This window comes from Myxococcus sp. CA056 (genome assembly GCF_013336715.1).
In the GTDB taxonomy this organism is placed as follows: domain Bacteria; phylum Myxococcota; class Myxococcia; order Myxococcales; family Myxococcaceae; genus Myxococcus; species Myxococcus llanfairpwllgwyngyllgogerychwyrndrobwllllantysiliogogogochensis.
Map to the genome: position 1 here is coordinate 260,835 of NZ_JABUMT010000008.1, position 20,758 is coordinate 281,592.

Sequence of the window (20,758 nt, forward strand, 5' to 3'; positions counted from 1 at the left end):
GCCGCGCGCCCTTTCGCTCGCGGCCTTTCGCTCAGGGCGTGCTGGTTGCGTCGGGCGGCATCGCGGCGACGTACGTGAAGCCCGACTCACTGGGGCTCTGCCAGGCCGCCTTGAAGTCCGCCCACGAGTAGACCTCCTCGCGGTTCTGATAGGGATTGTAGACGCGTACGTACGTCTGTCCCTGGGCGTTCTCGGTGATGTCGACCACGCTCACCCAGTGGGTGATGTCCTGGTCCGAGGTGCGCACCGACTCCAGCATTCCGTTGTCGGCGCCGTCGATGTTGACGAGGACCATCAATGCGCCGCCGTCGTCGAGGATGCGTTGCACGGCCTCGGGCGTGGGGTTCTGCGCGTGGTTGTTGTTGTACGTGTTGGTGGCGCTGAAGCTGCCGTCCAGGTCCGTCATGGTCGGGTCGTTCTCGGAGCCCGCCTGCTGACCGACGATTCTCCAGCCCTCGCTGGCCAGGAAGGTCTCCAGGTGGGTGGAGTTCGTCAGCATCTCGCCGTTGCTCAGGATGCCTCGGTAATCGGAGCCGAGGTTGGCGAAGCGGGTGAGGCCGTCCACGAGCTCCATCCCCATGACGGAGAGGGCGGACAGCTCTCCGCACAGGTTGCCGTGGGTGTAGTCCTTGCCCTCGCCGTTGAGGATGGCGCCGATGTTCAGGTACTGGGCGATGGGGTCTTGTCCCGCGGAGTGGTTCGCGGCCCACTCGCCGACGCTGCCTTCGCCCCAGGGCCACCCGCGTGAGGTGCCGATGAGAGGCGTCTCCGCCGCCACGCCGGTTTCAGGCAGGGGCCCGAAGTAGAGGGACATCTCTTCCTCGACCAGCGTGGCCCAGTGCTCTTCGGCCGTCGCGCGCTGCTCTTCCGGCGACAGCTCGCTCCAGTCCTCCGTCAGGGGTGGAGGAGACAGGGACGGGTCGCGAATCCACGCGGGGGCCATGTCCTCGACGTGCTGGCTCCAATTCTCACGGATGCCGTTCAGGACGCTCGCCTGGGCCGTGGCATCCAGATGGTGCCAGGCGCCGTGCAGCCATGGCGGAGGGCCGCCTTGTTCGAGCCAGGCGGGGACGGGGAGCGAGGTGCCCGTGTCCGCCACCACCATGTTCGCGATCTCCGGTGGAAGGTTCGCCCGGGCCAGCGCGGCCTCTCGTTCCGGGCCAGGGGGAGCGGAGAGAATCGTGTTCACCGTGCTCCCCGGCACGGAGCCCGCGATGGAGTACTCGGGGTGCTGCTTCAGCCAGGTCTCCGACGCGGTCCATTCGCGCGTCGTGGGGTCGTAGATGTTGTTGCCCTGGCGGATGACGACGTGGCCCGTGGTGCCCTCGGCGCCGGGGCGGCTGTCCTTCAGGAAGAGGACCTCCGAGCGTGCGCGGATGACGGCGGGCGCCAGCGACAGGAAGTCCGCGATCGCGTCCAGGCAGTTTACCCGGCCGTCCTTCGCGTTCTCGCTCGCGAGCGAGGTGCCGGGCGCGGAGGTTCCATCGGTCGCGAGGTCAGGGCCTCGCGTCTGGGGTTGCGCGGTCTTGAATGAGTCGGGCTTCTTGGCGTCCAGGCTCGCGGCCTGGGCGGCGAGCCTCGTGAGTTCTTCCAACATGCGCCGGGCCGCTTCTTCCGCCGCACGCCGCGCGGCTTCCTCCGCGGCACGACGGGCCTGCTCCGCCGCGACATTCGCGACGGGCGATGCGTCCTTCGAGATACGAGTCGACATGTCTCCCCCTCTTCAGTCACGGTGCTGCACTGCGGTCACGATGTAACACTGTGACGGCACGCGAAATCAACGGCTCGGGATGTTTCAGGGTGAGCAGGTGCGAGCGCTTCTCTTCCAGGGGCTCGCGGAACAGGATGCAGGAGGATGTCTGTCCCCGTCTTTCGTCGGCCCCGTTGTCAGCGCTGCAACCTCCCGCAGCACCTGTGCCTGTGCGCAGAGATTCCCCAGGTCGCGACGCGCACCCGCATCGTCCTGCTCCAGCACATCGTGGAGACATGGAAGAAGAGCAACACCGGGCGGGTGGCCGCGCTCGCGCTGTCGAACGCGAAGCTGCTCACCTACGGCGCGCCGGACGAGTCCTTCGACACGTCGGTCCTCTCCGAGCCGGGCACCTGGATGCTCTTCCCAGACGGTCCCTCCGCACCGCCGGATGCCCCCGCGCCCCGACAGCTCGTGGTGCTGGACGGGAGCTGGTCCCAGGCTCGGCGGATGTCTCAACGCATCCCCGTGCTCCGGACGCTTCCAAGACTCGTCCTCCCTCCACCCGAGTCCGGAATGCTCATGCTCCGCGAGCCCACGCATCCGTCCGGGATGTCCACCCTCGACGCGATAGCCCGCGCGGTGGCGATGCTGGAAGGACCCGAGGCCGCGGCGGCGCTGGAGCGACTGGCCGCGCTGCGAGTTCAGCGCATCGCCGAGTGCGGCACGCTCAACTGACTCCGTCGCACAGGGCCCGTCCACTCACGGACCCATCTCGACAACTGTGTGGACCACGCGGGCTTCCAGAGTGGAAGCCCGGACCCATCACGGAACCGCGGCCACCTCGGAGCGCAGCTGGGCAATCGCGGGCAGGAGCTGCGGAGGCTGCATGTTGCGCGGCACCTCGACGGAGAACCGCTCGAAGTGCTCCAGCGCCTTGAGCTTGTCGTCGCGGCGCAGCGCGAGGCTGCCCAGGAAGATGAGCGCCTCCTGCGCGTCGGGCCACGTGTTGACCAGCTCGGTCAGCTCCGCCTCGGCGCCCTCCATGTCCCCTCGAGTGGCGCGCAGCACGCCCCGGTGCACGCGCAGCTCGACGTGGAACGGGTCCACCGCCAGGCCCTTGGCCGTCACCGTCGCGGCCTCGTCGAACTGCTGACGACGGATCAACTCGTGGCTGAGCATGGACGCGGAGTCCAGGTCGAACGGATTGGCCTCCAGCCGGGCGCGCGCCTCCTCCATCTCCGCGCCTTCCGGCTGCTGCGCGCCCATGCCGCCCTGCTGCGGCGCCTGCCCCTGCCCGGGGGCGCCCGGAGGCATGCGGCCGGTGGCCTCCTGCCCGTCGGTGCGCGCCTGCTGTTCGGAGACGAGCAGGTAGCCCAGTCCTCCGAAGAACAGGACGATGCCGGCGCCCCACAGCGCGCCAGACAACTGCGGATTGCGCGCCGACCATCCGGTGGGCGCGGGCGCCTGCTGCGTCCGGGCGCGCGGCTCCCCACTGGACGCCTTGCGCTTGAGGTGCTCGTCCTTGGCGCGAAAGGCCGCGGCGGCCTCGTGCTCCAGGCGGGACTTCTCCGCGGCGTACTGCTCGGCGGCCAGGTTGTGCTTGTCCGCCTCCAGGGTGCGCAGCTGGTCGATGAGCGACTGCGCGCGCTGGCCCAGGTCGTCGAGCACGCCGTCCTTGGGCTCGGGCGTGGTGAGCGCGCCCTTGCGACGCATGAAGAGCAGCCACGCGGCGGCGGCGATGAAGGCCACGGCGAGGACGATGATACCGGGCAACCAGTTGGTCGGCTGTTGCTGCATGGCTTAGCGCTCCAGCTCCCGGCGCACGGCCTGGAGGTAGGGGTCGGCGTCATCCGCCGCGGAAGGGGTGCCCGGAGTGGGCGCGGAAGCAGTGGCCGGCGTGGCCGCCGTGGCCTGCGGGGGCGGTCCTTGCTGGACCTGTCGCCAGATGACGAACCCGCCCACCATGAGGAGCGCGACGGGGCCCAGCCAGACGAACCAGTTGAAGCCCTCCGCCTTGGGCTCCAGCAGCACCCACTCTCCGTAACGCGACACGAAGAAGTCGACGACTTCCTGGTCGTTCTTCCCCTCGGAGACCAGCTCGCGGACCATGTCGAGCTGCGCGCGCGCCATGGAGGACGGGCTGTCGGAGATGGAGAGGCCCTGGCACACCGCGCAGCGCAACGTCTTGCCGAGCTGCTGGACGCGGACCTCGAGTTCGGGCGCGAGAGGCTCGCTCGCCGCCTGCTGGGGCGCGAACTGGCCGGTGATGAGGCCGAATGCAAGGGTCAGGGAAAGCAGGGCGGCGGTCATCGGAACTCCCGGGAGCCGTCTCTACCTAGCTCTACCGGGCCCGTGTTGGACAGTGAAACCTGAGCGCCGGACGCCCGCCCCGCCGCCCGGGCTGTAGGTGGGCATCCGTCACGGTGTCAGCGCAGGGGCTCGAAGGAAGGTCCGAGCACGGGGTCCACGGTGAGCACGTACGTGTCCCGGGCCGGATAGAGCTCGAGCGGCAGGGCCACCGGATGACGGGGCGTTATCGGGCCTCCATTCTTCGTGGAGGAGGTCACCATCCGCCCATCCACCAGCAGGATGGCCCAGAACAACTCGCCCTTGCTCAGGTCCTCCGGATGGTGCCGGGCGATGGCCGCGCGAGGTACCGCGGGGAGCTCCGCCAAGGCCTTCACCCGAGGGGGCGACTCCAACCTCCCATCCGCCCGGTAGCGCACCTGCGCGAGCATGGCCCGGCGTGGGTGCTTCAGTGACGCGGCGAGCACCGCGACGTTCAGCCTGCCCGCCGGGTCCATCCACAGCCCGGGCTCCGAGCTGGGAAGCGCTCTGAGCCCAGGCAGGCGGGTGCTGGCGACGCGGGTGAGCCCACCTCCGGCACGGCTGCGCACATGGTGCAGGTCCAGTCCTTCGGCCGTGTCCTCGACGAGCACCACGCTGATGGCGTCTCCCAGGGAGTCGGGCTGGATGGTGGCGCGCGAGGCGATGGGTTTTCCTGGCAGCCGCACGCGCCCCACCTCGCGGCCGGGGGTGACCTCCGTCGAATCGAGGGTGGACTGGAAGCGGAGGAGCCGAAGCTCCCTCCCGCCCGCGGCGATGAAGGGAATGAACAGCTCACCGGCGGCTGTCTGGAGGGGCGGACGCACCAGGGACTCGGGGGGCGCCTCCAGGTCCATGCGAAACGGATGCTCGGTGGTTGCGGGCTCCGCCAGGGCCATCACCGAGGCGCCCTTGCGCCAGACCACCCAGTCGACACACGGCGCGCCCTGTGTGTTGTTGGTCCACGGCGCCAGGGCGTCTCTGGAGCCGGGCTCGACAGGGCCGAGGATGGTCGCGGGACTCCACCGCACGCCCCACTCACTGTCGTCCGTCGCGTCCGCATAGACGCCCGCGACGAGCATCGGCTGGCCCTCAATCTCCTGGAACCACGTGGCGAAGACGCTGCTGCGATACCTGGCCGCCACGTCGAAGCCCAAGGACGCGGGACCCGAAGTCGACGCGACGATGTCGAACTCGACCGGCGCCGACTCCACCGAGAGCGCCGGCTGCTCCAGCCGCGCCTCCAGGCGATAGCGTCCGGGACGGGTGACGGGAAGCCACTCGTGCAGCTCCAGCACGGACTCGAGCGCCTGGCCCACGCCGAGCCTCACGCGCGGGGCGGCGTCGGGAGACACGGCGTTGTCTGGATTGCGCAGGGTGACCTCGCGCCCGTTGGCGCTGCGACCCTGGGGATACTCGGGGCCCGTCAGCGTGTACGTGAGCGTGGCATCCGAGTTCCGGAAGGGGTCCGCCAGCTCCACGGGAGATGGGCCGTTGTTGCGCACGGTGAGGCGCAGGCTGCGGTCCTCGATGGCGGTGAAGCGCTCCTTGGGCATGTTGAACTGGATGCGCACGGAGGGACCTCCAGGCTGCGTGGAAGGACTCTTGGTGGGCCGGGGCGGCGCGCTCGCGAGCGTCAGCGAGACGAGGAGCGTGTGGCAGGACAGGAGAATCGGGCTCATGGCCGGGCGTTCCGACTTCCGATGCTGCTCAGCGCCTGTTTGTTCCAGCCCCGGAGTCGTAGCAGGCACATGCCACAGAACCTTCGCTCCACGGAGAAGTCGTAACCCATCAAACAGTCGCTCCCGTCCTGGTCATGCTGTTCGGTCATCGCGCCGGTGGGCACCCGGTGGACCGGGAAGGGGGCATGGGGAAGGAAGAGCTGATGGCCCACTTCGTGGGCGATGGTCTGCACGAGCGAGTTGGCGCCGCCGTTGTAGTTCCTCGCGGTTCCGCACTGCACGACGGCGCAGCGCGCGCGGTCCTGCGAGGGAAACTCCTGGGAGAATCCATTGACGAGACTGCCCCCAGGTTCTGTTTCGAGATTGTAGAGGCCGTTGAATTGCAGGAGCACGATGCCGGGAGTGCCACCGGTGGGCTCGTCGAAGGCCGTGACGAGGATGCTCTTGGCCCAGTCCTTACAGAGACGATGGTACGCGTGTTCCTTGTTGTCCGTGCTCGCGATCTTGCCGGGAACGAGCCAGCGAGAAGCGGTGGCGCGCCCACCTCCGCGCAGCCGCTTCACTTCGTCGAGAAAGTTCGGGTAGGTGCGAAAAGTGAGGGCATGCGGGCCCGCGGCGTATTGGTCCACGAGGGGGTCGATGGCGGCGCGGACCTCCGGGGACAGGGCGGCGACAGCTCGGGCGATGCGTTTGTTGTAGGTGTCCGCGTCCATGATGGTGACGCCACCGCTGCGGTCTTCCAGTCGTAAAAAAGCGCGAGCGAAGCGTTGCTGGACGTCGGCGATGCAGACGCCGGAGACGCTCGGGTGCTTGCGCAGCACGCGCGAGATGTGGACCTCGCGCCAGGACTCGAAGATGCCGGTGCGGGCCTGGATGGCGGCGGGGAGCGGAGCCTCGTCCTCGACGTCCAGCACGACGCCGCCGTCCTTCCGCTTGTCGTAGGCAAGCTGCACCGTCACGCGCCAGGCGTCACCCGCGATGCGTGAGGGCTGGAACACCACACCCGTTCGCCCCGCGAAGGCGCCGCGGGTCCACGGCAGGCTGTACGCCGCCCACTTGCGCTTCGAACACGGCACGACGCGGAAGGGGAACGCTCCGTCCCGGGGCTCGGCCTGCGGGGTGTAACCGGTCTGCCGAGGGAAGACCGTCGCGGAGGGCTGGCCGCGCTTGCCGCCCACGTCGCGGTGCGCGTTGTCTCCCTTGGGGCGTGAGGTCTGGCATTGCCGCGCCAGCGCGTGCTCCAGATAGGCGCGGGCGAGGGGCGAGTGCGGGGTGAGGTCCTCGGACTCGTCTTCCCAATCCCAGAGGAAGCGCACCCTGCCGAGCGCGCGGGGAGCGTCGACGCGACGGTTCCGTGAGTCCTTGAGCCACGCGCGGGCGAAGATGGGGACATCGGGCCCCATGCCCCACGCGCGGCGGTATTGCCGGAAGTCGGTGTCGTCGCCCATCTCCTCGATGCGTGTCTTGAAGAGGTTGCTGACGAGTCGAATCTCCGCCCGCTCTCCGTCGGATGGAAGCCGTCCGAGGGTGGTCGCCACGTCGCGGTCCCTCTGTCGCGTGAGCACGCGGGAGTCACCCAGCTCCAGCTCAATCCCATCCACCAGGACATGGAAGTACGTCCAGGCGACGGGGCACTCCGCGAGGCCCGCGCCCTGGAGCGTCAGCTTGAGCTTGTAGGGCGAGTGCTCCACGGTGACGACGCCATCGGGAAAGGTCTCGCACGCGGTGACGGTGCCGTCCCAGGGCAGGCGGTGCTCGCCGCCCGTGAGCTCCTCGGCGGTCAGGTCCCGGGTCCACAGGGGCTTCTTCGCGTGGCGGGTGAACAGCTCCAGGCGACCGACGCGCACGAGGTGGGCGTCATTGGAGAGCCGATAGGTCAGCTCCGCGGGCTCCACTTCGGGCACGAAGTGGAAGTCATCTTCGGGAGCCTCGGTGGTGCGTGTGCGGAGTCCCGGGCGATGGAAGCGGGAGGTCGCGCCGCCGGGGATGGAGAGCCGGAAGTCCGTGACGCCAAAGCTGGCGAGACGAAGCCGGTTGCGATTGCGTCCACTGGGAGGAGTGAGCGCGACATGGGCCGAGAGAGCGAGGCGTGCCATGGCGGGGGCTCACGTGTCGTGACGGCGAATCAGCTCGCGTTGCACGTCCGCGAGCTGACCTGTTTCCGCGAGTCCATGGTGGCGCTGGAAGGCGCGCACCGCGGCGCGAGTGCGGGGCCCGGGAGCGCCGCGCTCGCCTTCGATGAGGAAGCCCAGGTTGTGCAGTCGTTCCTGGGCGGCCGTCATCGCGTCGGCGTCGAAGGTCGCGGGGGATTCGAGGTGCAGCGCCCAGCTCAGCAGGTCGGGTGAGGGCTCCACCGAGGCGTGCGTGTCCATGAAGTCGCTGGCGACGATGGACGGGGGATATCGGGGAGGCTGGCCGGGGCGTGTGGCCACGGGGGGCGGAGGCTCGTCGGGGCCCGGGTCGGGCGGAGGCAGGTGCAACAGCAGCTCACCGGTGGCGAGGCCGGGGACCTCGTGGGAGAGCGAGCCATCGGAGGCTGTCGTGCCGCAGTGCTCGGTGCGTCCCACCCGGAGGACGTACTCACGTCCCGCGTAGGGCTGTTCCCTCGGGTCCAACAGGATGATGTGCAGGCGTCGTTGCTTCAGCGTGAAGGTGCTCGTGTTGCCTGTCCGGATCGGTGCCGTCCTCGGACTGACCATGCCGCGTCCCCCGTGCTTCGACTCGCCCAGGTGCCGTCACCGTGATGCCGTTGACGCCAAAATAAGCGCAGTGCTCCTGAACCCGGAATCGAGTGACAGTGAGGAATCCACAATTCTGTCGGTTGGGTGAAACCCGCCGAACCTGTCAGGTCATGGAGGTGACGCGGTCCTGGCCTGGTGGGTAGGGCGAGTGATCGCTCCTCGACGCGGTCGTGTCCCAGGGGGAGAGGTGCCCGAGCAGGTGGGTCAGCCGGCCGCTGATTTGTGAGCGTCGAGAAGGGCCTCCGCGGGTGGCGGGGGTGCTTCTTCCCGTGGGTGCGGGGGCCGTTGCCGTCCGGCTCCGAACACGGCGTAGAGGACCGGCAGCACCACCAGGGTGAGCAGGGTGGAGGAGATGACTCCGCCGATGACCACGGTGGCGAGAGGCCGTTGGACCTCCGCTCCCACGCCGGTGTTGAGCGCCATGGGCAGGAACCCGATGGCGGCCACGGCGGCTGTCATCAGCACGGGTCTCAAGCGTGAGAGGGCCGCTTCGCGGAGGGCTTCGCTCAACGCGTGGCCTTCATCGAGGAGGGCGCGCACGCGTGAGACGAGCACCATGTCTCCCAGCACCGATACGCCGGAGAGGGCGATGAAGCCCACGGCGGCGGAGATGGAGAAGGGCAGACCCCGAAGCAGGAGCGCGAGCACGCCGCCCACCAGGGCGAAGGGCACGCCCGCGAAGATGCGCACGGCGTCGAGCACGCGCCGATAGGTGAGGTAGAGCAGGAGGAAGATGAGGGCCAGCGCCAGCGGCACCACGATGAGCAGGCGCGCCTGTGCCCGCTCCAGGTGTTCGAACTGTCCGCCGAAGCGGAGGTAGTAGCCCGAGGGCAGCTCCAACTTTTCGTCCAGGGTGCGGCGCACTTCATCGACGAAGCCGCCGAGGTCTCGGTCGCGCACGTTGGCCTGCACGACGATGCGGCGCTTGCCCCACTCGCGCTGGAGCGTGGTGGGCCCGGACACCTCGCGGATGCGGGCCAGCCGCCCCAGCGGCACACGCGCTCCCCCGGGCGCCGTCACCGGTACCGTGGCCAGCTTCGCCGGGTCATCGCGGTACTCCTCGGACAGCCGCACGGCCAGGTCGAAGCGCCGCTCGCCCTCGCGCACCTCGCCCACGCTTCGGGTACCCACCGCCTCCACGATGTCGAGCACCGCGCGGGTGGAGATGCCGTGGCGGGCCACGGCCTCGCGGTCCACCGTCACCTCCAGCACGGGCTGACCCGTGAGCTGCTCCACGGTGACGTCGGCGGCGCCTGGGATGGCCTTGACGAGGCCCTCCAGCTCACGGGCCTTGGCCTTCAGCACGTCCAGGTCGTCCCCGAAGAGCTTGATGCCCACGTCGCCGCGCACGCCGGCGATCATCTCGTTGACGCGCATCTCGATGGGCTGGAGGAACGCCATGCGCATCCCGGGCAGGTCCGCCAGCTCCGCCTTCATCTCCGCGACCAGTTCATCCTGCGTCGTGGCTCGCTTCCAGGCGTCCCGTGGCTGGAGGGTGATGAAGACGTCGGACAGTTCGATGCCCATCGGGTCCGTGGCCACCTCCGCCGTGCCGGTGCGCGTCCACACGCGCCGCACTTCATCGGGGAAGCGGGTGAGGAGCACCTTCTCTATCTGCGTGCCGTAGCGGACGGATTCGGTGAGGGACACCTCGGCCAGTCGCACGGTGTTGATGACAAGCGTGCCTTCGGACAGGCGCGGGACGAACTCGCTGCCGAGCTGCGTGGCGGCGATGAGCGCGCCCACGACGAGCAGCCCCGCGCCGACGAGGACTGCCCGGGTGTGACGGAGGGCCCAGTCGAGCACGGGCTGGTAGCGGCGCTTGAGGAAGGTGACGAGGCGCGGCTCGCGGTGCTGTCCTCCACCGCGCCTCAAGGCGAAGGATGCCAGCACCGGCATCAACGTCATGGAGAGCAGCGCGCTGCCCAGCAGGGCGAAGATGACGGTGAGCGCCATGGGGCGGAACAGCCTTCCCTCCACGCCCTCCAGCGCGAGGATGGGCAGGTACACCACCAGGATGATGAGTTCACCGAAGAGGGTGGGCCCGCGCACCTCGACGGCGGCGTCGCGCACGACTTCGAGGAGGGAGCGGCTCCCTCGGGCCTCGGCGAGCCGCCGCTCCGCGTTCTCCACGAGGATGACGGACGAGTCGACGACGAGCCCGAAGTCGATGGCTCCCAATGACATGAGGGTGCCGGCGATGCCGAATTGCAGCATCGCGTTGAAGGCAAACAGCAGGGACAGGGGAATGGCCGCCGCGACGATGAGGCCCGCGCGCCAGTTGCCCAGGAACAGGAAGAGGATGGCGATGACGAGCAGCGCGCCTTCCATCAGGTTGGTGCGCACCGTGCGCAGCACGAGGTCCACCAGCTCGGTGCGCTCGTAGATGGGCTCCACGGAGATGTCCTGGGGCAGGGCGCGCTTCACCTCCTCGAGTCGCTGCGCCAGCGCCTTCGTCACCGTGTGGGAGTTCTCTCCCACCAGCATGAAGCCCAGGCCCAGGACGGCCTCTCCTTCGCCATCCGCCGTGGTGGCGCCCCGGCGGATTTCATGGCCCACCTCCACGCGGGCCACATCGCGGATGCGCACGGGCACGCCGTCATGCGCCGCGACGACGACGTCCTCGACGGCCTTGCCGCTCTCCAGGATGCCCACGCCGAGGACGAGGCTCGCCGCGCCTCCGCGCTCCACCACGCCACCGCCCACGTTCGCGTTGTTCTCCTCTAGCGCCCGGTAGACGTCCTGTAGGGAGAGGTTGAACTGTTGCACGCGGCGCGGATCCACCACGACGTGCCACTGCTTCTCCTCACCACCCCAGGCGTTCACCTCGGCGACGCCGGGCACGCTGCGCAGGCGCGGCGCGATGATGCCGTCATGCAGGGTGCGCAGCTCCTCCAGGCTCTTCGTGCGGCTCTTGACGACGTAGTGGAAGACCTCGCCCAGGCCCGTGGCCACCGGCCCCAGCGAGGGGCGCTCGATGCCCGCTGGGACTTCCACGCGGCCGAGCCGCTCGGCCACCTGTTGCCGCGCGAACCACAGGTCCGTGCCGTCGCTGAACTGGAGCGTCACCTGGGACAGGCCGAACTTGGAGATGGACCGCAGCTCGCTGACGCGGGGCAGGCCCGCCAGTGATTGCTCGATGGGGATGGTGAGCTGCCGCTCCACCTCCAGGGGCGTGAGGGCCGGGGCCACGGTGTTGACCTGCACCTGCGTGGGTGTCGTGTCCGGGATGGCGTCGATGGGCAGCGCCCGGAAGGACAAGAGCCCCGAGATGATGAGGGCCAGGGTGCCGACGAGGACGGCTCCGCGATGCGTCAGCGACCAGTCGATGACTCGGGTCAGCATGGTGGCTATTCGCCCTCCGCCGTCTCGCAGCAGCCCGCGCCGATGGACTCCTTGAGGATCTCCGTCTTGAGGAGGAAGGCGCCCGTGGTGACGACCTCCTGACCCTCGGAGAGTCCCTTCACCACCTCCACGGCCTCGCGAGTCCCGGCGCCCAGCTCCACCACGACGGGCTCGTAGAGTCCCGCGTCCTTCTTCACGAAGACGAGCGTGCGGCCCTCGGCGCGCTGGATGGCCGCGCGAGGGACGAGCAGGGCCTGATGTTCGGCGGCGACCTGCACGCGGGCTCGAAGAAAGAGGCCCGCCTTGAGGGCGCCCTCGGGGTTGGGCAGCTCCACGCGAGCGCGCACGGTGCGAGTGGTCGGGTCAACGGAGGCCCCTACGCGGGTGAGGGTGGCTTCGCGGGTTTCGCCCGGCATGCTCTCGAACGAGAGGGTGACGGGCTGTCCCGCGCGCACCACGCTGGCGTCCGCCTCGGGCACTTCCAGCAAGGCCCACAGGGTGCTCAGGTCGGCGATTTGAAGGAGCGTCTGTCCCGCGCCCACCTGTCTGCCGGGGACCGCGTCGCGGCTCACCACCGTGCCGGCGAATGGAGCTGTCAGCGTGTACGTCCCCTGCTGGCTGTGGGCGGAGGCGCCCGTGGCCGTCAGGGAGGCGCGGGCGGCGTCGCGCTCCGCCTCGGCCGCGACCACATCCGCCTGGGCCTGTTCAAGGCTCTTGCGCGCGCTGATGCCACTGTCGACGAGGGACTGTTGGCGAGCGAGCGCGGCACGTGAGGCTTCCACGCGCGCCTGGGCCGAGGAGAGTCGACTCTGGTCCGCGCCCACCGCACCGGAGGTCACCACCACGAGGGCCTGTCCGGCCTTCACCTCGTCGCCGACGTCGGCTCGGACTTCGACGATGAGCGCTTCGCCGCGAGTCGAGAGCTGTGCCCGGCGGTTGTTGTTGAAGTCGAGCTGACCGACGACCTCCAACGTGCGGGCAAAAGGCCGCTTCTCCACGCGCCGGGTCTGGATGCCCGCCTCTCGCGCGGTCTCCGCCGAGGCGAGTCGAACGCGCGTGCCCGGCTCGGGGAAGGCGGGTGGCTCCGCGCCGGCGGCCTTCACCAGCTCCGGGTGGCAGTACGGACAGACGGACTCCGGGAAGCCGTGCTCCCGGCAGTAGTCACCGGCCTCGATGAACTTCGCGACGAGGGCTGGATGACACTTCGTACACTTTGACTCGGGGACCGCGTGTTCCTTGCACCAGTCCTTCGGCGCGGTGGTCTGCGCGGTGAAGGTGAGGCTCGGGTTGCATTGGAAGCACTGTGACTCGGGCACTCCGTGTTCCGCGCACCAGTCGTCTTGTGCCTTGAAGACGTCGATGAGGTCCGGGTTGCATTGGGTGCACAGCTCCGCGGGCACCTTGTGTTCACACAGGGGGATGGGCTGGGCGGGCCCGGAGGTGCCTCCCGCGACGGCCGACGATGCGGCGCGCTTCTCCGCCTCGGCGGGCTTGGATTCCTTCGAGCAGCTCGCCGCGCTCAAGCAGAGCAGGGCGCACAGCATCACCGGACCGACGCGGGAGGCAGGCATCTACTTCACGCCCTTCTTGGCGAGGTCGGGGTGGCAGAGGGAGCACTGGGATTCGGGCCGCTCGTGCTCCGCGCACCAGTCGCCCTTGGCCTTGAAGACGGCGGCGAGCTTCGGGTTGCAGCGCGTGCACAGGGACTTCTGCACGCCGTGCTCACACTTGGGCTTCTCGGCTTCGGCGGACTGGGACTTCTCGGGGGCCTTGGGCGCTTCGGCCAGGGCAGGGGAGACGGTGAACAGCGCGACGAGCACGGACAGGGTACGCAGAGAACGCATGAGGAGACTCCAGCCGGGGCAGTCGCCCACGGCGGTGAATTCCCGCGCGACCAGGCGCGGGGACGTTGGACAAGGCTTCAGGCGACGAGGACGCGCATGCACGCGCACGCCCGGTGGGCATGCGGAGGGCACACGTCTCCCGTGAAGGGAGGCGTCAGGCTCTAGGCGGCTGGAAGATGTCGTCGGCCAGCCCGGAGAGGACCGGCTCGTCCACGCGGCCCGGCACGGGCGGCGGAGTGGGCGCGTCCGCGAGGTTCTCCAGGACGGGAACCGGCGCGGGAGTGGCCCTCAGCGGGCAGCACGGGCAGAGGACGCAGCTGGGAGCGCAGTCGGTGCACTCGTCGTCTTCTTCCTCCGCGCAGTCGGCGTGCGTATCCGAAGCGAAGGCCAGCGTCTGAAAGACGCCGCCCGTCATCAGGACGAGGAGCACGGCCAGGAATCGCAGGAGGAACCGCATCCACCCACTGGCTTAGCCAGGACGAAGGGTCGGAGTCAATTCGCCGAGCCGGCGGCCCGACTCTCCGGAGGGACGGTCAACTTCTCCAGGAGGCGTCGCATGGCCCGCGAGTCCCAGTCACGAGGGCCTGGGAAGCGGGCGACCAACCTGCCATCGACCACGAGGAGGCTGGTCGGGAGCAGCTCCACGCCGAAGGCATGGGCGACCTGCTTGCCCACGTCCAGGCGAAGTCGAAACTCGGGGGGGGGAGGGCCCTCGAAGTACGACTCCACGTCCGCGAGGTCCGTGTCGTGGCTGAGGACGATGACCTGGAGTCCCTCGGGAGGCGATTCGGCCAGGGAACGCAGCTGAGGTGTCTCCCCGCGGCAGGGAGGGCACCACGACGCCCAGAACACCACCAGCAACGCGCGCGAGTCCGGTGCATCCGCGATGATCGGCGCGGGGCCTTCTATCCGGACGTAGCTGGGCGGAGGGTCACTCCGGCAGGCCCAGGTCATGGCGAGCAGGCCGAGCGCCAGGGCATGCCAGGGGTGAGGGATGCGCATCAGGCCCTGAAGGTAGCGCGGGCCCTTGGCCCATGCCATGCCCGCACGCAATCGAAGCGGTCTTCGTTCGTGCAGGGGAAGTGGTTGTGGGCCTGAACCGGTGGAGATGGCGGGTTCTGGCTGTTCTATGTGTCGCGGGAGTCCTGAATGAAGCGCGGTTGGATGGATGTGGGTGTTGTCGCGGGACTGGCGCTGTTGCTCGTGGTGTCACCGGCCGCCGCGGCGAGCCGGAAGGACTCGATTGACCGCCTGGCGGCGAAGTACCACGAGCTGAAGCAGTTCAACGGTGCGCTGCTGGTCGCCGACGAGAAGGGCATCATCCTCAAGAAGGGGTACGGCCCGGCGAACTTCGAGTGGCAGATCCCGGTGACGCCGGACACGAAGTTCCGCATCGGCTCCGTCACCAAGCAGTTCACCGCCGTGCTCATCCTGAAGCTCGTGGAAGAGGGCAAGGTGGGGCTCGAGGACCCCATCACGAAGCACCTGCCGGACTACCGCCAGGACACGGGCGCGCGCGTCACGGTGACGCACCTGCTGAACCACACGTCGGGCATCCCCAGCTACACGTCGCGGCCAGACTTCAGTGCGAAGTTCGCTCGCAATCCGTACAAGGTTCCCGACTTCGTGAAGCAGTTCGCCAGCGGCGACCTGGAGTTCGAGCCGGGGTCGAAGTACTCGTACAACAACTCGGGCTACTTCCTCCTGGGCGCCATCATCGAGAAGGTGACGGGCAAGACCTATGCGCAGGTGCTGCGCGAGCGGATCTTCGAGCCGGTGGGGATGAAGAACACGGGCTTCGACGTGTCGGCGACGGTGCTGGCGAAGCGCGCGAGCGGCTACGAGCGCAACCCGGGCGGCTTCGTGAACGCGGCATACATCGACATGGGCCTGCCTTATGCCGCCGGGTCGATGTACTCGACGGTGGAGGATCTCTACCTGTGGGACCGCGCGCTCTACGGGGACAAGGTGCTGCCGGCGGCGCTGAAGCAGAAGATGTTCACCCCGGGGCTGGACGACTACGGCTTCGGCTGGAACGTGGCCCCGACCCAACTGGATGACGGGAAGACGAAGGTCGCGACCACGAGCCACGGTGGAGGCATCCACGGCTTCAGCTCGTTTCTGATTCGCGTGCCGGAAAAGAAGGAAGTTGTCATCGTTTTGAGCAACGTGGGGCGCGGGGTGAGGGCGCGCAGCGTGGCAGTGGGAGCCCTGAGCATCCTGCACGGCGTCACGCCCCAGACTCCGCTGAAGCCGATGGGCGAAGTGGTGTGGGAGGTGCTCGACAAGGGGACCGCCTCGGACGCCATCGCGCGGTACAAGACGGTCAAGGAGAAGAAGCCCACCGAGTACTTCTTCGGTCCGGGAGAGCTCAACACCGTCGGCTATCAGCTGTTGTCGGCCGGGCGCACGCCGGAGGCCATCGAGATCTTCAAGTTCAACGTGGAGCAGTTCCCGCAGGATGGGAACGTCCATGACAGCCTGGGCGAAGCGTATCTGGCCAACGGCGACAAGGCCCTGGCCGCGTCGAGCTATCGCCGCTCGCTGGAGCTGGATCCGACCAATACGAACGCGGAGAAGGTTCTCAAGGAGATCGAGAAGCCCGCGGCGAAGACGCCCTGACGTATCGACTCCCGCGGGGCTTGGGCTCCGCGGGAGTATGTTTCCCGCTCATGAGCGACCCGGTTCTCTACCGCCCCTTCGACATCGTCCAACGCCTGGGGACAGAGAAGGCCGTCATCTACCGTTGCATTGAAGTGCTTCCCGGACGCGGCTTCATGGTCCAGAGCGCTGACAGGGTCTGGCTGCCCGTTGAGCGAGAGATGCTCCGGGGCCACGAGCAGCGCTTCTGGGAATTGCTTTGTGAAGAGGCTCCCGAGGTGAGGAGCAGGCTGTTCGCGACGGTTGAGCAAGCCATCGCTTCATTCGACGCCGACTTCAACGAGGACTGAGCGGGCACCCAGGCGTCGGCTACGGTCACCGCGATCCTCGCCGTCATAGGAATGCCGCCGGGCAGCTCGCCGTTCACTTGCCCCTGTGGTGTGTTTTCCGTGAGGCGAGACGGTTGGCGAGCCAGCCGGCGGGCAGCGCGCGTCGCGCGAGTGACGCCGCGTCCGTCCACGGCCCCTCGGCTCCAGTGGTATGAGCCCGGGATGCGCACCGCGCGCACCGCCTCGTGGTCTCGGTTTCTGGTTGTTCTCTTGCTGCTGGGGTTGAGCGCCGGCGTCGCGTCTGGCGCCCCGGCACTCGAGCTGGTGCAGGTGGGAGGCGCCCGCCCCTTTGAGGCCGAGTACATCACCGAGGTGATGTACGACCGCGTGGGGCTGCTCTGGATTGGCACCCGCGAGGGGCTCTACCTCCACGACGGTCAGCGCTTTCGCAAGTTCCAGTACGAGCTCGGCAACCCCGCATCCCTGGCGAGCAACGCGGTGCGGACCTTGTTCGAAGACCGCCTCGGTCGCCTGTGGGTCGGCACCATGACGGGCGGGCTGAGCCTGGTGGACCGGGCACACTGGTCTTTCAAACACTTCCGCCACGACTCCTCGGACGCCACGAGCCTTCCCCACGACGGCGTGTTCGCGCTCGCGGACGCGGATGACGGCCAACTGTGGGTGGGGACGAGCGCGGGCCTGGCGTTGCTGGACCCATCGACCGGGCGAGCGATGCGCGTGCCGCTCGTACCGGGAGGCGGCGAGGAGTTCGTGATGGCGCTGCGTCACGACCGCGCCGGCGCGCTCTGGGTGGGCACGCTCAAGGGGGGCTTGTTCCGGCTGGACCCGGGAACCCACGCCTTCGAGCACGTCTCTCCAGACGAGGGAGGCCCCGACGCGAGGGATGTCTTCAGCCTCGCCCCGGACCTGGGCGGAGGAATGTGGGTGGGGACGCGCGCGGGGCTCTATCGGATCGGGCCGGGCGAGCAGGTCCTTCGCCGCGCCAGGCTCACGCCGTCCAGCGTCGTGGACAAGCTGCGCACCGTCACCGAGCTCGAGCCCGATGGGCGAGGGACGCTGTGGGTCGGCTCCTTCGGCTCAGGCCTGTTTCGCGTGGACACCGTGAGCGGAGTGGTGAGCGAGGAGCGGCTTCCTTCGGCGGGGCCCGGCTACGAGCAGCGCATCGACGAGGGCTCGCTCGCCGTGGGCGCGAGCGGAGACCTGTTCATCGGCACGTTTGGAATGGGCCTGTTCCATGCGCCGCTGCGCTCCGACGTCTTCCAGACGTTGCGGGCGAGGGGTGGGGACAGGACCTCCGGGCTGACGAATGAGGACGTGTGGGCGGTGATTCCCGAGGACGAAGGCCACCTGCTGGTGGGCAGCTTCGGCGGGGGCGTGGACCGCGTGGACGTGCGCACCGGTCAGGCGGAGCCCCTGCGCGTGCCCGTTCCCGAGGGCGCGGATGCGCGCGGTGTGCTGAGCCTGCTGCGCACGAGGGAGGGCATGTTGTGGGCGGGCTTCACGCAGGGCTCGTACCGCTTCGAGCCCGGGACGGGCCGGTTGAAGATGTACCGCAGTCGCCTGGACACCGGCGCGGGTGACAATCCTCGCTACGTCACCGCGCTGCTGGAGGACTCGCGCGGGCGGGTATGGCTGGGCAGTGGCGGCGACGGGGTGCAGCGCTATCGCCCGGAGACCGACGACTTCCTGGCCTTCCAGCATCGAGCGGACGCGCCGCGCTCGCTGTCCGACGACTACGTGACCGCGTTGATGGAGGACCGACGTGGGCGGCTCTGGGTGGGCACGCGCTCGGGCGGGCTCAATGTCTGCACGGCGGGAGAGGACACGCTCGACTGCACCCGGCTGGGCGCGAGCTCGGTGCCGCGCCTGAGCCACTTCTACGTGAGCTCGTTGATGGAAGACCCGACAGGGGCGGTCTGGGTGGGAACGGTGGGCGGTGGGTTGCAGCGCGTCTCCCTCGACGAGGCGGGCGTGCCCGTGGACGTGGCGTTGTGGACCAGCGCCGAGGGGCTCATCGACGACAACGTGATGGCGCTGGCAGGTGCCCCGGATGGCGCGCTCTGGGTGAGCACTCGCGCGGGACTCTCCCGCCTCGAGGTGCACACCCAGGCGTTCGAGAACTACGCCGCATCGGATGGACTGCCCACGGGGGCGTTCAACCCAGAGGCGGTGGCCCTGCTGGGAGGACGGCTCTACTGGGGAAGCTCCAAGGGACTCGTGGACCTGGACCCCACGGTGCGTCCGCCGCGAGAGCCGCCGCCGCCCCTGGTGCTCACCTCCATCGAGGGGCTGGAGCGCGACGCCCTGCCCGACAAGCCCGTGTGGGAGCTGTCCCGCCTGGACGTGCCGTGGCATCAGCCGTTCTCGCTCGAGTTCTCGTTGCTCGACTACGGACGCAGCGGCACGGAGTACGCGTACCGCTTCACCTCCGACGAGCCCTGGCTTCCGCTGGGCACTCGGAACCAGATTTCCTTTCACTCGCTTCCGCCGGGGGAGCACTCCCTGCAACTGCGCGCGCGCAGTCCGGGGCGTGAGTGGGTCCGGATGCGCCCCTTCGTCCTGCGCGTCGCCCCGCCCCTCTGGCAGCGCACCGACGTGCGCTTCGGCACGCTCGCGGTGGTCCTCATCCTCTTGGTGGCGGGGCTCGCGTGGCGCACCCGCCTGCTGGGCCGGCGCAACCAGGCGCTTCGCACCTTGCAGGTCGAGCGCGAGCAGGCCCTCGAGGAGGCGCAGACGGGGCGCGACCGGCTTCGTCGCCTGACCATGCGACTGGAGGCGGCGAAGGAAGAGGAGCGCAAGCACCTTGCCCGGGAGCTGCATGACGAGTTCGGTCAGGCGCTCACCGCGGTGAAGCTCAACCTGGGCCTGGTGAGCGCCACGGTCCCCATCACCGGCTCCGCGGCGGTGCGCCTGCCGGACGCCGTCGCGCTCATCGACCGGCTCATCGGTCAGGTGCGCGCGCTGTCGGTGGACCTGCGTCCTCCCCAGCTCGACGAGCTGGGGCTGGTCTCCGCGCTGGAGTGGTACCTGCGCGGGGTGACCCAGCGCAGTGGGGTGGAGCTGGTGTTCACCTCGGCGGCGGCGCCTCCCTCGCTGGGCGCGGGGCGAGACATCGTCGTCTTCCGGGTCATCCAGGAGGCGGTCACCAATGCCTTGCGCCACGCGAAGGCCCGGCGCATCGACGTCAGGCTGGAGTCGGTGGGGCAGCTCATCCGGCTCGAGGTGCGGGACGACGGGAAGGGCTTCGAGGTCGACCAGGTCCTGACGGGCCGTGCACCCGGAAGCTTCGGGGTGTTCGGCATGCAGGAGCGGGTTCGAGACCTCGGAGGACGTTTCGAGGTGACCTCGCGCCCGGGGGAGGGGACGCGGGTGGTGGCGGAAGTGCGACTGGAGGACGACTCCATCGGAGGAACGCATGCGCGTGTTGCTGACGGATGACCACCAGTTGGTGAGGGCGGGGCTGCGCGCGCTGCTCGAAACCTTCGGTGGGGTGACGGTGCTCGCGGAATGCGGCGACGGGCAGGAGGCGCTGGTGTTGACGAACAAGCTCCAGCCGGACGTGCTGCTGCTGGACCTGTCGCTGCCCGGGCTCAATGGCATCGAGGTCGCGCGGCGGGTGCCGAAGCTGAGCCCCTCCACGCGGGTGCTCGTGCTCTCCATGCACACCTCGGCGGAGTACGTGGCGCAGGCGCTGCGCGCGGGCGTGGCGGGCTACCTCGTCAAGGACTCGGCGGTGGAGGAACTCAAGGTGGCGCTGGACTCCGTGTCGCAGGGGCGCACCTACCTGAGCCCCGCCATCTCCCAGACGGTGGTGGCGGGCTTCTTGCGCATCACCGAGGAGACGCCCGCGGCGAATCCCCTGGACCTCCTCACCTCGCGCCAGCGGGAGATCCTCCAGCTCATCGCGGAGGGGAACGGCACGCGTGCCATCGCCGAGCGGCTGGACGTGAGCGTGAAGACGGTGGAGGCACACCGGACGCAGTTGATGGACCGACTGGACATCCACGACGTCCCCTCGCTCGTCCGCCTCGCGGTGCGCCACGGGCTCGTCCCGGGGGAGCCCGTGGGGCCGTAGGGGATTCCTGAGGGACGGCTAGGGGGCTCCCCGATGGTGGGCTCATCCGAGGGTTATCTAGCGTCGCGCCGTGTCCTCGTCCCTCACGGAGCGCCCCCACCG

16 protein-coding genes are annotated in these 20,758 nt (G+C 69.1%); 5 read left to right on the forward strand and 11 right to left on the reverse strand.

The genetic code is table 11. The annotated features are described in order from the left end of the window. Nucleotides 1-31 precede the first annotated feature (31 nt). Nucleotides 32-1,711 carry a hypothetical protein gene (locus HUA76_RS28965; RefSeq protein ID WP_174458638.1) on the reverse strand — a complete coding sequence of 560 codons (1,680 nt, stop codon included), beginning with the start codon at nt 1,709-1,711 and terminating at the stop codon, nt 32-34. A 144-nt stretch (nt 1,712-1,855) separates the two neighbouring features. Between HUA76_RS28965 and HUA76_RS28970 the strand changes: the two genes are divergently transcribed. After that, nucleotides 1,856-2,428: a tRNA-uridine aminocarboxypropyltransferase gene (locus tag HUA76_RS28970; protein WP_174462658.1), complete on the forward strand. Its 573-nt coding sequence runs from the start codon at nt 1,856-1,858 to the stop codon at nt 2,426-2,428. A gap of 87 nt (nt 2,429-2,515) precedes the next feature. Here HUA76_RS28970 and HUA76_RS28975 read toward each other — a convergent pair whose 3' ends face one another. From HUA76_RS28975 to HUA76_RS29020, 10 genes are all read right to left on the reverse strand, one after another. After that, entirely contained in the window at nt 2,516-3,490 is a 975-nt protein-coding gene (locus HUA76_RS28975) for a tetratricopeptide repeat protein (protein ID WP_141648029.1), read from the reverse strand. Between the two features lie 3 nt (nt 3,491-3,493). Beyond that, a complete protein-coding gene (locus HUA76_RS28980) occupies nt 3,494-4,003 on the reverse strand; it encodes a cytochrome c-type biogenesis protein (protein ID WP_174462659.1) in 510 nt (169 codons plus the stop codon). Between the two features lie 116 nt (nt 4,004-4,119). Further along, nucleotides 4,120-5,700, reverse strand: coding sequence for a hypothetical protein (locus HUA76_RS28985; protein ID WP_174462660.1), 1,581 nt, complete (start codon nt 5,698-5,700; stop codon nt 4,120-4,122). Beyond that, complete coding sequence (locus tag HUA76_RS28990) at nt 5,697-7,796, reverse strand: hypothetical protein (RefSeq protein ID WP_174462661.1); 2,100 nt, start codon at nt 7,794-7,796, stop codon at nt 5,697-5,699. The genes HUA76_RS28985 and HUA76_RS28990 overlap by 4 nt, the downstream gene beginning before the upstream one ends. A gap of 9 nt (nt 7,797-7,805) precedes the next feature. After that, nucleotides 7,806-8,399 carry a peptidoglycan-binding protein gene (locus HUA76_RS28995; RefSeq protein WP_174458643.1) on the reverse strand — a complete coding sequence of 198 codons (594 nt, stop codon included), beginning with the start codon at nt 8,397-8,399 and terminating at the stop codon, nt 7,806-7,808. Between the two features lie 246 nt (nt 8,400-8,645). Next, nucleotides 8,646-11,786 carry an efflux RND transporter permease subunit gene (locus tag HUA76_RS29000; RefSeq protein WP_174462662.1) on the reverse strand — a complete coding sequence of 1,047 codons (3,141 nt, stop codon included), beginning with the start codon at nt 11,784-11,786 and terminating at the stop codon, nt 8,646-8,648. A gap of 5 nt (nt 11,787-11,791) precedes the next feature. Then, on the reverse strand, nt 11,792-13,357 hold the full coding sequence (locus HUA76_RS29005; RefSeq protein WP_174462663.1) for an efflux RND transporter periplasmic adaptor subunit: 1,566 nt from the start codon (nt 13,355-13,357) through the stop codon (nt 11,792-11,794). Next, complete coding sequence (locus HUA76_RS29010) at nt 13,358-13,630, reverse strand: hypothetical protein (protein ID WP_174462664.1); 273 nt, start codon at nt 13,628-13,630, stop codon at nt 13,358-13,360. 154 nt (nt 13,631-13,784) lie between these two features. Beyond that, entirely contained in the window at nt 13,785-14,087 is a 303-nt protein-coding gene (locus HUA76_RS29015) for a hypothetical protein (RefSeq protein WP_141643313.1), read from the reverse strand. Between the two features lie 35 nt (nt 14,088-14,122). Continuing rightward, nucleotides 14,123-14,671 (reverse strand): TlpA family protein disulfide reductase, encoded by a 549-nt coding sequence (locus HUA76_RS29020; protein WP_371817379.1) that lies wholly within the window; start codon nt 14,669-14,671, stop codon nt 14,123-14,125. 108 nt (nt 14,672-14,779) lie between these two features. Here HUA76_RS29020 and HUA76_RS29025 point away from each other — a divergent pair, with 108 nt between their 5' ends. The 4 genes from HUA76_RS29025 to HUA76_RS29040 all read left to right on the forward strand — a co-directional run bounded on the left by HUA76_RS29025 (nt 14,780) and on the right by HUA76_RS29040 (nt 20,656). After that, nucleotides 14,780-16,252 carry a serine hydrolase domain-containing protein gene (locus HUA76_RS29025; protein WP_174462665.1) on the forward strand — a complete coding sequence of 491 codons (1,473 nt, stop codon included), beginning with the start codon at nt 14,780-14,782 and terminating at the stop codon, nt 16,250-16,252. A 50-nt stretch (nt 16,253-16,302) separates the two neighbouring features. Continuing rightward, nucleotides 16,303-16,581, forward strand: a complete 279-nt coding sequence (locus HUA76_RS29030) for a hypothetical protein (protein ID WP_174462666.1) — start codon at nt 16,303-16,305, stop codon at nt 16,579-16,581. A 201-nt stretch (nt 16,582-16,782) separates the two neighbouring features. Continuing rightward, nucleotides 16,783-20,019 carry a two-component regulator propeller domain-containing protein gene (locus HUA76_RS29035; protein WP_217440352.1) on the forward strand — a complete coding sequence of 1,079 codons (3,237 nt, stop codon included), beginning with the start codon at nt 16,783-16,785 and terminating at the stop codon, nt 20,017-20,019. Further along, nucleotides 19,997-20,656 carry a response regulator transcription factor gene (locus tag HUA76_RS29040; RefSeq protein WP_141643310.1) on the forward strand — a complete coding sequence of 220 codons (660 nt, stop codon included), beginning with the start codon at nt 19,997-19,999 and terminating at the stop codon, nt 20,654-20,656. Before HUA76_RS29035 ends, HUA76_RS29040 begins: the two co-directional genes overlap by 23 nt. Nucleotides 20,657-20,758: the final 102 nt, after the last annotated feature.